Source organism: uncultured Mailhella sp. (genome assembly GCF_905187505.1).
Taxonomy (GTDB): domain Bacteria; phylum Desulfobacterota; class Desulfovibrionia; order Desulfovibrionales; family Desulfovibrionaceae; genus Mailhella.
Genome location: NZ_CAJJIC010000048.1, coordinates 1 through 14,980, shown reverse-complemented (window position 1 = coordinate 14,980; position 14,980 = coordinate 1). Strand labels below are relative to the sequence as shown.

The 14,980-nt window shown below is 58.7% G+C and carries 12 protein-coding genes and 1 tRNA gene; 7 read left to right on the top strand and 6 right to left on the bottom strand.

Translation table 11 applies throughout. The annotated features are described in order from the left end of the window. From QZZ60_RS06230 to QZZ60_RS06205, 6 genes are all read right to left on the bottom strand, one after another. Nucleotides 1-189: hypothetical protein (locus QZZ60_RS06230; RefSeq protein WP_295639347.1), on the bottom strand; the 189-nt coding region annotated here is incomplete at its 3' end. Nucleotides 190-191: 2 nt separating this feature from the next. Beyond that, entirely contained in the window at nucleotides 192-512 is a 321-nt protein-coding gene (locus tag QZZ60_RS06225; RefSeq protein ID WP_295639344.1) for a hypothetical protein, read from the bottom strand. Nucleotides 513-536: 24 nt separating this feature from the next. After that, nucleotides 537-1,682 (bottom strand): integrase arm-type DNA-binding domain-containing protein, encoded by a 1,146-nt coding sequence (locus tag QZZ60_RS06220; RefSeq protein WP_295639350.1) that lies wholly within the window; start codon nucleotides 1,680-1,682, stop codon nucleotides 537-539. A 255-nt stretch (nucleotides 1,683-1,937) separates the two neighbouring features. Beyond that, nucleotides 1,938-2,032, bottom strand: a tRNA-Ser gene (locus QZZ60_RS06215). Between the two features lie 94 nt (nucleotides 2,033-2,126). Beyond that, nucleotides 2,127-2,885: a hypothetical protein gene (locus QZZ60_RS06210; RefSeq protein ID WP_295639341.1), complete on the bottom strand. Its 759-nt coding sequence runs from the start codon at nucleotides 2,883-2,885 to the stop codon at nucleotides 2,127-2,129. Nucleotides 2,886-3,481: 596 nt separating this feature from the next. After that, the gene (locus tag QZZ60_RS06205) at nucleotides 3,482-4,093 is read right to left on the bottom strand and encodes a YitT family protein (protein WP_295639338.1); all 612 of its coding nucleotides are present in this window, start codon (nucleotides 4,091-4,093) and stop codon (nucleotides 3,482-3,484) included. Nucleotides 4,094-4,685: 592 nt separating this feature from the next. Here QZZ60_RS06205 and mfd point away from each other — a divergent pair. The 7 genes from mfd (at nucleotide 4,686) to rpsT (ending at nucleotide 14,866) form a co-directional block, all read left to right on the top strand. Then, nucleotides 4,686-8,189 carry a transcription-repair coupling factor gene (gene mfd / locus QZZ60_RS06200; RefSeq protein ID WP_295639335.1) on the top strand — a complete coding sequence of 1,168 codons (3,504 nt, stop codon included), beginning with the start codon at nucleotides 4,686-4,688 and terminating at the stop codon, nucleotides 8,187-8,189. Nucleotides 8,190-8,453: 264 nt separating this feature from the next. After that, nucleotides 8,454-9,395, top strand: coding sequence for a SurA N-terminal domain-containing protein (locus QZZ60_RS06195; protein ID WP_295639333.1), 942 nt, complete (start codon nucleotides 8,454-8,456; stop codon nucleotides 9,393-9,395). 8 nt (nucleotides 9,396-9,403) lie between these two features. After that, on the top strand, nucleotides 9,404-10,339 hold the full coding sequence (locus tag QZZ60_RS06190) for a helix-turn-helix domain-containing protein (protein WP_295639329.1): 936 nt from the start codon (nucleotides 9,404-9,406) through the stop codon (nucleotides 10,337-10,339). Nucleotides 10,340-10,645: 306 nt separating this feature from the next. Next, nucleotides 10,646-11,395 carry a DNA repair protein RecO gene (gene recO / locus QZZ60_RS06185; RefSeq protein ID WP_295639326.1) on the top strand — a complete coding sequence of 250 codons (750 nt, stop codon included), beginning with the start codon at nucleotides 10,646-10,648 and terminating at the stop codon, nucleotides 11,393-11,395. A 96-nt stretch (nucleotides 11,396-11,491) separates the two neighbouring features. After that, nucleotides 11,492-12,364 carry a glycine--tRNA ligase subunit alpha gene (gene glyQ / locus QZZ60_RS06180; protein ID WP_295639323.1) on the top strand — a complete coding sequence of 291 codons (873 nt, stop codon included), beginning with the start codon at nucleotides 11,492-11,494 and terminating at the stop codon, nucleotides 12,362-12,364. A gap of 3 nt (nucleotides 12,365-12,367) precedes the next feature. Continuing rightward, nucleotides 12,368-14,464, top strand: a complete 2,097-nt coding sequence (gene glyS / locus QZZ60_RS06175; RefSeq protein ID WP_295639320.1) for a glycine--tRNA ligase subunit beta — start codon at nucleotides 12,368-12,370, stop codon at nucleotides 14,462-14,464. Between the two features lie 135 nt (nucleotides 14,465-14,599). After that, nucleotides 14,600-14,866: a 30S ribosomal protein S20 gene (gene rpsT, locus QZZ60_RS06170; RefSeq protein ID WP_295639317.1), complete on the top strand. Its 267-nt coding sequence runs from the start codon at nucleotides 14,600-14,602 to the stop codon at nucleotides 14,864-14,866. Nucleotides 14,867-14,980: the final 114 nt, after the last annotated feature.

Below are 14,980 nucleotides of genomic sequence, written 5' to 3'. Positions count from 1 at the left end.
TAACTCATCTCGTAGACGATTTAATTCATCTACAATAGGGCATTCTGAGCATCTTTCAAACTCAGCTTTTATTTCTAAATATTCATCAGTAATGATTTCTTTATTGGTATCATTTTCATTAAATGAATAAGTTTTCTTTTTTGATATACAATGAATTTGTTTCCATTTGTTCCAATCGGATATATCCATTGTTAATGTTTTAATGTCGTCTTCTTTAAAATAATAAAAAATTCTACAGGGTTATGATAATCACAATATTCATTATATGCCTGTATAAATTCCAATTCTCGATTTGTTTTTATTCTGTCATATTCTTTTGTTTTATTTAAAAACTTAAGAAGTGTTCTTATATTTATATTAATTTTATTAAAAATGAGTTTTACAGGAATTTCACGATCTTCATAGTCGACTTCATGTTCAGCTAAAACCTCGTAAAATTCTTCAGGCGTATACTTTGCAAAAGGTTCGCTCTCATCGTTCCAGCTAAAATCTTCCTCATCATATGCATGCATGGCTGTTTCCTTTTTATATTTTTGTTAAGACTTCTCTCTCAATTCATCCAGATAATCTGCCCACTCCTGCATCATTTTTCGTCTTTCATCAAGATATTGAGCACGGTTATAGGGTCTTCGAGAATTATTTTTTTCAACATGTGCTAATTGGGCTTCTATCACATCGGGATTATATTGCTGCTCATTAAGAAGCGTGGAGGCCATAGCTCGAAAACCATGAATGCACATCTCCTCTCTACCATATCCTAATCTGCGAAGTCCGTTAAGCAGCCCTACATCACTAATGCATTGAGATTTACTCTGAGGAGATGGGAATACATATTCTCCGTCTCCACTGAACTTCTGTAGATTTTTGAAGAGTGTAACTACTTGGTGAGCAAGCGGAACAATATGTTCTCTCCTTTTTTTCATACGTTCAGCTGGAATGATCCACAACGCTTTTTCAAAATCTATTTCTTTCCAAGATGCATTGCGTAGTTCCTGTGATCGAACGAAAACATAGGGCATGATTTGGAGCGCATATTTTATGGCGAAGTGTCCTTGATATTGCTCCAAAGCTCGGAGTAGTGCACCTACTTCTGATGGAGAAGTAATAGCGGCTCTAGGAGTAGATTTTACGGAAGAAGCTAGAGCTCCTGTAAGCTCAGAGGCTGGATTAAGGTCTATATATCCAGCAGAAACCGCATAGCTGCATATTTGGCGAATACATCGGGCCAAGCGTTTAGCCATCTCCAGAGCTCCACGGGCTTCAACTTTTCTCAATGCGGCAAGGATATCGACGGGCTTTAATTTTTTTATAGGTATGTTACCAATTTCAGGAAAAATCTGATTATTAAGGCGATTACTGAGCTGATGTCTATAGAGAGCTGTTTTGTCAACAGTTCGTTTTTCAAACCATTCTTTGCCAACTACTTCAAAAGTTAGAGCTTTGTCTCGCTCTTCACTTTCTGCTTCTTGTTCTAAGCGACGTTTTTCTTCTTTAGGGTCGATGCCTAGTGCTAACTTTCTGCGTGCTTCTGCTTTTAGCTCTCTTGCCTTGCGTAAGGAGACTTCAGGATATGATCCGAATGTCAGGGTGTCTTCTTTTCCATCGTTTTTTCGATATTTCATTCGCCAGAATTTTCCACCTGCCCGAGTTACGAATAGATAGAGTCCCTCACCATCGAAGATTTTATAATCAGTCTTTTTTGGGGGGCAGCTTCAATGCGCTTTGCTGATAACTTGTTGGACTGACGCATGATTCTTACTCTTGGGGGTATCGGTTGTGTCGAAAATTTTAATTTTTTTATTGATACCCCCGAATATACCCCCATAATGAGGAAGATGTCTATAGAGCTTCTAAGGCTATGAAAGAGTAAAATTATTAAAAAAATAAAGCCTCACAATAAGTTATGAACTTTTGTGAGGCTTTCTGAAACTTTGTAATGGCGGAGAGAGAGGGATTTGAACCCTCGATACAGGTTTATGCCCGTATACTCGCTTAGCAGGCGAGCTCCTTCGGCCGACTCGGACATCTCTCCGCGCAATGAAGCGCAGTGTTATACGCAACGGGGACATAGCTACACTAAGCGTCATGGCTTGTCAAGCCCCGGAAGGGAGGAAAATTTTGCGTCATCAGTGCATATAGAGGGTGCTCATGTCGATGATGCCGTGAACGCCGTCGGCATAGAAGGCCGTGCGCAGACCGGTGATGCTGACGATGGCCACAATGGCCTGAACGAGCAGCGTGATGCGTCCCATGTGGGAAAGACCGATGACCACGCCGCTGAAGATGACGCCCATCCAGTACAGCTGGGTCTGCATCCAGATGATGGCGGACTTTCTCATGAAGGGATCGTCCCAGGCGATGCAGGGGGCAATGGCCGTGATGACGAGCATGAGCCACAGGCAGATGCGAAGAGGAACATAGAAGCGGCCGTAGCGCACGGCGGGATCGTCCGGTTCGCCCATCTGCTTGAGCTGGGAGAAGACGGCGCCGAGAATGACGGTGCAGAGAGGAAAGAGCACGAGGGGGAAGAGGCCGGAGGTGCTGAACGCTTCTCCGGGAACGGCGGCCGCAGCTTCGGCCATGACGGCGGCCGCACCCGCGATCCAGGCGATGAGGCCGCAGGCTGAGCAGCCTTTCCAGGCGCCGCAGGCGCAGGCAAGCAGGAGAAGACAGCCGATCTGTGCGATGAGCATGGCACCCGAGGCCGCTCCTCCGAAGGCCGCGAGTCCGGCCGCCGTGGCCACGAATGCGCTTATGGCCGAGGTCTGCCAGTTTCGGGCGCTGGGAGAATCCCCGTGATGGTCCTTCCACCAGGCAAAGAGCGCCAGCCCCGTGCCGAGCTGCGAGAACACGGTGAAGAAAACAAGCGGCCAGTTCGTGATCATGGGAATCTCCTGCTGAAATGAAGAATGCGTATGTGAAAAAATGCCGTATGACGCTCTCTGATAAAAATGATTTTTATGGGTCGCGTCAAGTCGTTCTTCGAGATTATTCGACATGAATTTCCCAAGACAGGTATGCGGACGGATGAGGGCGGGACACTTTCTTCAAAAAAAAGAAGAAAGTTCCGTAAAGAGAAAAAAGTGTCTGTCATGTTCTGCGGTATTTGGCGGAACTTATGGAACGGAGACCTTTTGAAGAGAAAATTTGAAGAACAGAGCTTGTGCATGAAGGCAGGACAGGAGCGCTTCTGACGGGAAACGCCTGCGGAAGCGGACTTGAACGGAGAAGAACATGCACGGACGGGAGTCTTCGACCGGCTGAAGCGGAGCGGCCGCAACGAGTTGAAGAAGAAAGACGCTGCCCGACGCCGCCGCAACGCGGTACTGCAGAGACCGGGAAGGGCTTCGTGAAAAAGGCGCCTGCCGGATCTTTGGCGTCCGGCAGGCGGAAGCGTTCTTTTGAGGGACGCCGTAAAGGGCGTCCCTCACGCGGAAATGCAGGATCGTTTCATCGTTTTTTTCGAAGAGCGGGGAGCGTGTCAGCCGGACTGCCCCTGCTTCGTGCCGAGAGTCTGAACGAAGCCGATGAGCTGGCCGGAGAGAATGACGGTGAGCAGAGAGTATCCTATGCGTTCAAGAGGAATGTAGGAGAGGGAGAGCAGAAGCACGATGAGATCGCTCAGAAGATAGGGCCAGCGGATGTTCCAGCCCGTAAGATGTGAAATGCTCATGGCAAGGGCGTCGTCGCCGCCGGGGGCGCCGCCTGCCCGAACGCAGAGCCCGACGCCCGTTCCCACGAACAGAGCGCCGAGGACGGATGCGGAAAGCGGCATGTGCGCAAGCTCGGGCCACAGGGGAGGGAACATTTCGGCAAGGGCGTAGAAGAGGGAGAAACCTCCGCCAGCCACGAGGGAATAAAGGACGAAACCTCCGCCCATGAGCTTCCAGCCGAGCAGGTAGCACATGGCGTTCATGATGAGTCCGGACCATGCCGGGGAAATGTGGAACCAGTGGTGCAGAAGCAGCGTGGCGCCGAGAATGCCGCCTTCCGTCACGCCGGAAAGGGCATGAACGTTGTAGAGGCCGAATGCCAGAATCGCGCTGCCGGCAAGGTTGAGAAGCACCGGCCGGAAAGAAGGGGAAAGAGACACGGAAATTCTCCTTGTTTGCGGATGGTCCGGCGTTCTTCCGGAGAAGCGCCGGAGAAAGGGGCGGCTTTCAGAAGGCCGCAAGATCCGTGGAGGAGAGTCCGAAAGGCGTGAATGCTCCCCGCGACCTGCGGTAAGGAGGCGATGACTGATCGGAAGACGCGAGAAGAGGCAGACGAAGATGCGCCGTCTTGTGGATGGGTCACGGGATGCAGGGCGGGCAGGGACGCGTCGGACTTGAAGCCGCGCGTCCTTAGAGATGGCTGCGCCAGTGGCGCTCCGCCATCATGACGAAGAATATGCGGGAAAGCATGGGCCGGTCGTTCTGCATGAAGACAGGGTAGCGGAGTTTCCGGGGGAAGGCAAGGCGGGCGGAAAAGAAGCAGGCTTTTTCGCGGGGAAAAGGGCGGGGGGGGGGCGCCGATGGCGCGCCGGGGCGTTCGGGCGCGGACGACGGCGGATGGGCGCTCCGACGGACGCCAAGTCTCTCATGAGGGCCGTGTTGCGAAGCGGGCGTCTTGCTGATACTGTTGAAACAGCATTCCCCTCGTGCATGAGGGGCTTTTTTTCTGTCTTTTCATGCCCGCTTTTGACCATGGATAAAGAATCTCTGCTTCGTAGGATGGAAGAGCGCGCCGGTCTTGACGTGTGCCGCGCAGGCTCGGCCACGCTGGCCCGTCTGGCCGTGGAAGCGGTACGCTCCGGCCGCCATGCGGCCGTGGCCGTGCGCAGCCGGGAAGCGCTTGCCGTCATGCGTGGCCTGACCACGCTTTTCACGCCCGAGCTTTCCGTGGGACGTCTCGATTCCCACTCGGGGGATGCCCGCGGCGCGTCCGGTCTGCCCCTATGGGAAAGACCGTGGGTGTTTCTCCCGCCTTTCAGTGCGCGCTCTCTCAGCCGGGAAGGATGGGCGGAGCGGTTTGCCGTCCTGTATGCTCTGCGCACGGGGCAGGCCCGAGGCGTGGTGTTCACCCTGGACAACATGATACCTCTGCTGCCGCCTCAGGATTTTCTGGACGGCCGGACCATGACCGTCCGTCGCGGCGAGGACGTATCGCCCGAGCTTCTTCTGGAACAGCTTTCGGAATGGGGATATCAGCGTGTGCCCATGGTGGCTCATGCGGGCGACATGGCCCGTCGCGGCGACATTCTGGACGTGTTGCCTCCCGGCTATGAAAAGCCGCTCAGACTGGAATTTTTCGGCGACACCGTCGATGAGATGCGCGTGTTCGACTTTGTGACCCAGCGTTCCGTGGGGCAGCTTGACGAGGTGACGCTGCTGCCCGTGACGCCGTTTGCTTCCGGCAGTGCGTGGGAAAAGAACGTGCGCGCCTTCTGGAAGGCCAGGACACAGGCGGGCACGATGAGCGAACGTTCCCGCGTGTCCCTTGAGCGCGCGCTTGAGGAGAAGGACGCGCGCCTTCTTCCCGGCTGTCTGTACGCCGACGCATCGTCGCTGGATGACTGGCTTGCGCCGGACACCATGTGCTTTCTGCCCGGCCGCCGCGAGGTGAGCGACGAGCTGGACGACACGGAGAGCCGGTGGCGGGAGCACGTTCGCGTGCAGTCGGAGGAGAGCAGTCTCGTGCAGCCTGTGCACATGGCCGTGCGCGATGCGGAGACGGTACGGAAGGCGCTGGAGAGCCGTCCGCGTCTTTACGCAGAACCTCTGACCATGGGCACGGAGCAGACGGGCGAGGACCTTCTCGAACGCAGTCTGCACAGTTTTGCCGAGCTTTTTCCCGGCCGTACGGAGCAGGACCGGCCCTGGCAGCAGCTTTCCGCCGGACTCAGATCCTGGACGGCATCGCACAGACAGGTGGTGCTGGCCTTCGCCTCGGAGCGGGGCAGACGCAAGTTTCTCAAGCTGGCGGAGCAGGACGGCATTCTGCCTTCCCTGCGCTACGATCCCGAGGGCCGGGGTCTTTACGCCGTGGTGGCGCCGTACCGTCAGGGCGCTGATCTTGTGTGGGACGGCTGTCTCGTGCTCGGCGAGGAGATACTCCAGCCCAAGGCGGAGAGTTCGCACCGGGTGGCCTCGGGAGCGTTCCGCGGGCTGGACCGGTACGACGATCTGTGCGTGGGCGATCTTCTTGTGCACCGCGACTACGGCGTGGGACGTTTCGGCGGTCTGCACCGCATGAGCCCCGGCAACACCGGCGTGGACAACGACTATCTCCTTCTTGAATATGCCGACGGGGCAAGACTTTATCTTCCCGTGGACAGGCTGTCCGTGGTGCAGAAGTTCAAGGCCGACGGGCCGCCGCCTGCGCTGGACCGTCTCGGCGGCACGGCGTGGACGAGCAGCCGGGAAAAGGCACGCAAGGCCGTGGAAAAGGTGGCCGCCGATCTCATGCAGATGTATGCGTGGCGCAAGGTGGCCAAGGGCTTTTCCTATTCCCCCGTGGGCGAGATGTATCACGAGTTCGAGGCCTCCTTCGGATTTGAGGAGACGCCCGATCAGGCCCGGGCCATTCAGGAAGTGTTCGCGGACATGGACAAGCCCGTGCCCATGGACAGGCTCGTCTGCGGCGACGTGGGCTTCGGCAAGACGGAAGTGGCGCTTCGGGCGGCCTTCCGCGCTGCCTGCGACGGGCGTCAGGTGGCGCTTCTGTGTCCCACCACGGTACTTGCGGAGCAGCACTATCAGACGTTCCGTTCCCGCATGGCGGGCTTTCCCGTCAACGTGGGGCTGCTCAGCCGCTTCGTGCCGAAGGCCAGACAGACCGAAACTCTGAATGCTGCGGCGCGCGGTCAGATAGACATTCTCATAGGCACGCACAGACTGCTTTCCAAGGACGTGCAGCTTCCCAATCTCGGACTGCTCATTCTGGACGAGGAGCAGCGTTTCGGCGTGCGCCACAAGGAAAAGCTGAAGGCTCTCCGAAAGAACGTGGACGTGCTCACGCTGACGGCCACGCCCATTCCAAGGACGCTTCAGCTCTCCATGTCCGGCATACGCGAGCTCTCCGTGCTCGAGACCGCGCCCGCCGAACGCAAGCCCGTGGCCACGGCCATCATCGACCGGGACCGCGGGGCGCTCCGGCAGGTCATGGAACGCGAGCTGGCGAGGCAGGGACAGGTGTTCTTCGTGCACAACCGCGTGCAGACGCTGCCGCAGACGGCGGCCATGGTGAAGGAACTCGTGCCGGATGCTCGCGTGGGCATGGCGCACGGGCAGATGGCGGAAAAGGAACTTGAGGACACCATGCACAAGTTCTGGCACGGCGAACTCGACGTGCTCGTGTGCACGGCCATCGTGGAGTCGGGGCTTGACTTTCCCCGGGCGAACACGCTCATCGTGGATCAGGCGCAGATGTTCGGTCTGGGGCAGCTCTATCAGCTCCGCGGCAGGGTGGGGCGCTCGGACAGGCAGGCCTATGCGGTGTTCGTGGTGTCGGACGTGGAGCATCTGCCGAGCCTTGCAAGGGAGCGGCTGCGCATCATTCTGGAAATGGACTATCTCGGCGCCGGATTTCAGGTGGCCATGGAGGATCTGCGTCTGCGCGGGGCGGGCAACATTCTCGGCGAGGCGCAGTCCGGCCACATGGCCCGCGTGGGGCTTGATCTGTATCTGGAAATGCTGGAGGACGCCGTGGCCAGGCTCAAGGGAGAGGAGGAGCTGCTTCGCACGGAAACGGAAATAAACCTCGGCATTCCTGCGCACATTCCCGATTCCTATGTGGAGGACGCGCACGAAAGGCTCAAGTACTACAAGATGCTTTCCTCCGCTCCCGACGCCGTGACGCGGGAAAACGTGGAAATGGAAATACGCGACCGCTTCGGCCCCTTCCCCGAGCCCGTGGAGAACTTCCTTGCCGTGCTCTCCTTCAAGCGCCGCGTGAACGAGCTCGGCGTGGCCCGGGCGGACATTCTGCCGGACCGCGTCCGCGTGACATGGGCGGACGGACAGAAGAAGGTCAGGCCGGAAGACATCGTGCGGCTCGTCATGGCGCACAGGGACCGCATACGCCTTCAGCCTCCCGCCACGCTGGAGCTTTCGCTGGGCGAAGGGGAAACTCCGGCCCGGCAGCTCGACGAGGCGCGTTTGCTTCTGGGCTCTCTTCAGGAGCAGAACACGGCCGGAACCGCGGCCTGACGGCAATTTGCCCCTTCCGCCGGAGGATGCGGGACTTCCGCGCCGGGAAAGGGCGGCGTCCGGCTTCCCGATAAAATAACGCGGACATGGTCGGGCGTGCCGGAAATTTTTATGCCGAAGGTGAAATATTTTCAATGAACGCGCATTATTATGTTCCTGGAGGCGGTGCCTCTCCAAGGCGTTAACCTCCGGGTGCGAACGTTGCCAGTGCGTAAAAAACAGGCTATAAACAACTATCTTACCGAATATCAGGAGTGTGCTGTTTTGCGTACCCTTTTCATATCTCTTGCCTGTGCGGCGTCCCTGCTTTCCGCACAGCCGGTGTTCGCGGTTCCCGTTTCCCGCATCGCCGCAGTCGTCAACGGCGACATGATCACTGCCCGTGAGCTCGACAGGGAACTTCAGTCCGAACTTGTCGGACAGAAGCTTGATCCCGCAAAGAATCCTCAGATGGTGGCGGAAGTCCGCAAGGCCGTCCTCGACAGAATGATCAACGACAAAATCCTGCTTCAGGAAGCGGACAAGGAAAAGATAGAGATCTCCGATGCCGACGTGGATGCCGCCATTGACCGCATCGTCAAGGACAGCCAGCTTTCCCGCGACGTGTTCTTCAAGCAGCTTTCCCAGGAAGGCGTTTCCGAAAAAGTCTTTCGCGACAGGTTGTACGTGCAGCTCGTGTCGCAGCGGCTCATGAGCCGCAACGTGGTGAACAGGGTCGTCGTTACGGAAGACGAAATCAACGACTACTATAGGAAGAACATGGCGGGATTCGCTTCCGGCCGCGCAAGAGTGGCCCTGCTCATCTATCCCGTGGAAGCCGATGCGGAAAAGTGGGCGCGGGACATTGCGTCCGGCAAGGTTTCCTTCCGCGACGCCGTGCGCGCCGTTTCCATCGGTCCCAATGCCCAGGAGGGCGGCGATCTCGGCTTCATGGCGCTTTCCGACATGGCTCCCGGCATGATGGAGCAGGTTTCGCACATGAAGAAGGGCGACGTGTCTCCTCTTCTCAGCATGAACGCCAACAAGGCGCAGATAGCTCTGCTCGACTTCGAGGAGGCGGAGGGCGTGGATCACAGCAATGCCGTGCCTGATGCCGAAACCGCAAGCCGCATCGAACAGATTCTGCGCCGTCCCCGCCTTCAGGAGCGTTTTCAGCAGTATACTGCTCAGCTTCGTGACAAGGCGCTCATCGACATCCGTAACTGAGGCACGCTATGACTCTGGCAGAACTGGGAGCTAAGCTCCGTGAGGCCCGCGAGGGCCGCGACATGACCGTGGCTGACGTTGCCGACCGTCTCAAGATTCCCACCCGCATACTTCAGGGGATAGAAAACGGGTCGGACACCCTTCCCCGTACCGTCTATGTTCATCATTTCATTAAAGAATATGCGCTTCTTCTCGGCTTTGCCCAGGAAGAGGTGACCGAATGGCTGCGCGGCCTCGAGGGCTTTGAAGGCGTTTCCCATCCGGTCATTGCGGAAAGCACGACCTACACTTCGGTGAAGCCGAGCATTCTTCCGGTCATTCTCGGAGGAGTGTTCAAGATTGTGCTGGTGCTTGCGCTGGCCAGCGGCGCGTACATGGCCTATCTGCATTTCTTCGCCGCCAGGGACTACGAAAGCGTTTCCGTGTCCGGCGCAGAGAGCGCGTCTTCTTCGGCCATGCCCACCTGGGGCAATGCCGCGCCGGCTCCGGTGCCAGCTCCTCAGGCTTCCGAAACGCCGGCGGCTCCCGAGCCTTCCGTGGCGCAGCCCGAAGTCGTGCAGAACGCCGCCCCGGCACCTGAGGCCGCCGTGTCGCAGCCGGAAAGTGTTCCGGCTTCCCCGGCGGAGCCTGCCGTCGTGCAGAACGCCGACGCCCCGGCTTCTGCCGCGCCCGCAGGCGACGAACAGCCCGCGGCACTTCCCGACGGCATGCATCAGGTGGAAGTCATTGCCGACGCCGGCGACTGCTGGATGGGCTTTGAGCCCGACGGCAAGAAGCAGCAGCGCACGCTGCGCCGTGGCGACACGTTTTCCATGTCGTTCCGTGATTCTCTCGTCATCCGCCTCGGCAACGCCAGAGCCGTTCGCGTCGTGTACGACGGGAAGGAACTCGATCGTTCCACGTCGCCGCGTGTGGTGACCATGAGCTTCCCGCCCGCCGAGTAGAAGACGAACGGAAACGCTCCGGGAAGGCTCAGGGGCTTTCGTCTGCGCCCGGGGATGCTTGTCCTTCATGCGCAGGACAAGCACGAAGGAGTGCGTGCCGCTTGAGTCTTCACGGAAAAATCCGTGACGGCGACGCCCGGCGGCGCATCGCAAGACCTCCCGCCGGGGAAGGCGGGGCCTAAGGTCCGTCCGAAGTCCGTTCCGGCGGAGAGTCCCGCAAGGGAACGTCCGGTTCTTTTTCCTTATGCGCCGGAAGGTGCGGGGGAGAATGCATGCTCCGCCCTCTGACCGGTACGGAATCTTGTCATGCAGCAGTGGTCGGACGACGCTCTGGTGCTTCGCGTCGGAAAGTTCAGAGAGGCGGATCTGTGGGTGCGCCTTCTGGCCCGGGAAAAGGGGCTGCTCACGGCCTTCGCCTTCGGCGGAAGCCGGAGCCGCAGACGCTTCACCGGCTGTCTCGACGCGTTCAACGTGCTTCGCGTGAGTGCCGCATACTCGAGAGACGGACGTTTCCTCAATCTGAGCGAGGCTACGCTTCTCGCCGGTCCCGACAGGTTGCGCCGCGACTGGCGCAGGCAGGGCATGGCCGCCAACTGCGTGCGCTTTCTTGAGGCCATGGGCGTTCCGCCGGACAATGCGGGGGCGAGCTTTCTGCTCATGAGAGGCATGCTGGAGCTTCTGGAAAGAGAAGAAGACGTGCCCGCGGTCATGCCGGTGCTGTTCCGTTTTCGTCTTGCATCCGAGCAGGGGTACGCGCCGGAACTTTCGTTCTGCGCGCGCTGCGGCCGTCCGCTCGCCGGAGAGCAGAAGGTGCATTTTCTGGTGGGAGAGGGCGAGGTGTGCTGCGCTTCGTGCCGCCGTCCGGGCGACATGAGCCTCTCTCTTGAGCAGGAAGCTCTTGACGTACTGGGGAAAGTGAAGGAATACTCACCGGAGTCATGGGGCAGGCTGCATCCTTCGCCGGAAGGCGCAAGGCAGGCCGCGCGCCTTATCGACGCTTTTGTGCGATATCATCTCGGACTTGAATGGGGCAACGGCCGGTTCAGGTCCATTTAGCGGCGCGGCGCGGGCGGACAGGAAGACGTTTTTCCGTGCGCTTCGCGCATGGGAAGCAAGGCCAATGGCTCCATTGGCGAACTTCAGGAGAACTACATGAATTTTCAGAATGTTATTCTGACCTTGCAGGATTACTGGGCCAGACAGGGCTGCGCGGTGGTGCAGCCGGTGGATCTGGAATGCGGTGCGGGCACGTTCAACCCCTCCACGTTCCTGCGCGTTATCGGACCCGAGCCCTGGAAGGCCGCCTATGTGGAGCCTTCGCGTCGTCCCACCGACGGCCGCTACGGCGACAACCCCAACCGTCTGCAGCATTATTTTCAGTTCCAGGTCATCATGAAGCCCGCTCCGGCCGATCCTCAGCAGCTGTACCTCGACAGCCTGAAGGCCCTCGGCATCGATCCGGCCGTGCACGACATCCGTTTCGTGGAAGACGACTGGGAATCTCCCACCCTCGGCGCGTGGGGCCTCGGCTGGGAAGTGTGGCTGAACGGCATGGAAGTGTCGCAGTTCACCTATTTCCAGCAGGTGGGCGGCATCGACCTTTCGCCCGCCAGCGTGGAGCTCACCTACGGTCTTGAGCGTCTTACCATGTATCTGCAGGGCGTGGAGTCCGTGTACGACATCAAATGGAACGACTCCATCACCTACGGCGACGTCTATCATCAGAACGAATACGAACAGTCCTGCTACAACTTCGATCAGAGCGACGCGGCCATGCTGCTGCAGCATTTCAACGACTACGAAAAGGAATGCCTGCGCCTTATCGACGTGAAGCTTCCGCTGCCCGCCTACGACTACTGCCTGAAGTGTTCCCATACGTTCAACCTGCTGGATGCCCGCGGAGCCATTTCCATCACGGAACGCGCCGGGTACATCGCCCGCGTGCGCACGCTGGCTTCCGGCGTGGCCCATCTTTATGCCGCCCAGCGCGAAGCCATGGGTTATCCCATGCTGAAGAAGGGGTAAGCCATGAGTCATTTTGTTCTTGAAATCGGCGTGGAAGAACTGCCCGCCCGTTTTCTCGCCTCCCTTGAGCGCGAGCTGCACGACCGCTTTGCCGCCCTGTTCGGGGAGCACGGTCTGACCTTTGATTCCCTTACCGTGGACACCACGCCCCGCCGCGCCGTGGTGCACGCCCGCGGTCTTCTTGCCTCCACTCCCGTTCGCGAGGAAGTGGCCCTCGGTCCTTCCGTGAAGGCGGCCTACGATGCCGAAGGCAATCCCACCAAGGCGGCGCTGGGCTTTGCCCGCGGTCAGGGCGTGGACGTTTCCGCGCTTTTCCGTCAGCAGACCCCCAAGGGAGAATATGTGGCCGTGCGCAAGAGCGTGGGCGGCGTGTCGGCGTCCTCCATCATCGCCGAAGCCGCACCTTCCATCATAGCCTCGCTTCCCTTCCCCAAGAGAATGCACTGGAGCCCGAGCCATTTTCTCTTCGCCCGTCCTCTTCGCTGGGTGGTGGCCCTCATGGACTGCGACGTGATTCCCTTCACCGTGGCCGACGTGCAGTCCGGACGCATGACCACCGGTCATCGCGTGCACGGCCGCGGCCCCTTTGAAGTGGCCTGCGCCGACGACTTTGATGCCGTGATGGCCGAAAAGTGCGGCGTCACGCTCTCCGGCGCCGAGCGCCGCAGAGTCGTGGTGGAGGGCGGCAACGAGCTTGCCCGCAGCGTGGGCGGCCGCATCCTGTGGAAGGAAAGTCTGCTCGATGAAGTGCAGGGCCTCTGCGAACATCCCGCGCCCATCCTCGGCGGCTTCGATCCGTCCTTCCTGGAACTGCCTTCCGTCGTGCTGCTCACCAGCATGGAAACGCATCAGAAGAGCTTCGGCGTGGAAAGCGGGGACGGGAGACTCCTGCCTTATTTCCTCACGGTGGCCAACCTGAGCTCCCGCGAGCCCGAAGTGGTGAAGAAAGGCTGGGAACGCGTGCTGCGCGCCCGTCTGGAAGATGCGAGATTCTACTGGAACACCGACATGAAGGCATCCTTCGACATCTGGAAGGAAAAGCTCGATCACGTCATCTTCCTCGGGCCTCTCGGCTCCATGGGCGACAAGTGCCGTCGACTGTCGGAGCTTTGCCGCTGGCTGGCCGAACAGGAAGGCGTCGCGAGCGTGGCAAAGGTGAATCCCGAATCCGCCGCCGTGGCGGGCCGTTGTGCCAAGGCCGATCTCGTCTCCCAGATGGTGGGCGAGTTCGACACGCTTCAGGGCATCATGGGCGGCATCTACGGCCATAAGATGGGACTCGATCCCGCGGCTGCGGACGCCATCGCCGAGCAGTATCTGCCCGCCGGTCCCGACACTCCCGTGCCTTCCACCGATCTCGGTGCGCTTTTGTCCATGGCCGACAAGGCCGATACTCTGGTGGGCTGCTTCGGTCTCGGCAACATTCCCACCGGCGCGGCCGACCCCTTCGCACTGCGCCGCTGCGCGCTCGGCATCGCCCGCATTCTCATCGAAAAGGGCTACCGCATCCGCGTGGAGGATCTTTTTGCCAAGGCTCAGTCCCTCTACAGCGACGACATTCGCTGGAAGCTGGAAAAGCCTGAGGCTCTGGCCCGGCTCGGCGACTTCTTTGCCGGCCGCGTGAAGAACTACTTCCTCACCCAGGGCAACGACACGCTGCTTGTGGAAGCGGTGATGGGCGCAGGATGCAGCGACGTGTGGGCCGCCTCCCGCCGTCTTGCCGCCATGGTGGCCGAAAGCGCGAAGCCCGGCTTTGCCGACACCGCCCAGACCTTCAAGCGCGTGGCCAACATTCTGCGCAAGCAGGGCGCGGGCGCAACGGATGAATACCGCCGCGAGCTCCTCGCCGAAGAGCCGGAAAAGGCTCTTGCCGACGCCCTCGACGACATGACGGCCCGCTTCGACGAAATGTGGGCCGACGACCGTTTCGATGAGCTGCTTTCTCTCATGGAAGGCGTGCGTCCTGCGGTGGATGCCTTCTTCGACGGCGTCATGGTCATGGCGGAAGATAGGGACGTGCGCGCCAACCGTTTGAATCTTTTGCAGGTTCTCCTTTCCCGCATGGGCAGGCTCGCCGACTTCTCGGCACTGCAGATGTAGGATGGCAGACGCCCTCTTGACAGAAAACGTCAAGGCGCATAAAAATAGTCGTTCTGGCAATAACGGGCGGCGTCCTGCCGCCCGACATCGTATCGCATCACACCCCTCAATGGGGCATCATTCTGGAGGATTCCCGTGGCCAATCATGCTTCCGCCATCAAGCGCCAAAAGCAGAGTGTCAAGCGCAACGCCCGCAACCGCGCCGCCCGTACCCGCATCAAGAACGTGGTGAAGGCCGTGCGCGCCGCTATTCAGAAGAACGACAAGGTCGCCGCTGAAGAAGCTCTGAAGACCGCTACTTCCACTGTTTCCAAGATCGCCGGCAAGGGCGTGATTCACTGGAAGAACGCTGCCCGCAAGGTTTCCCGCCTTGCCAAGGCCGTCAACGCTCTCGACGCCTAAGTTTTTCCTTTTCAGGAAAACACCGAAAGGGAGAAGGTTTGCGCTTTCTCCCTTTCGGTGTTTTGTTTTTTAATCTTTGAAGTCCGATGGGAAGAGGGCTTCACCTTTTGTGAA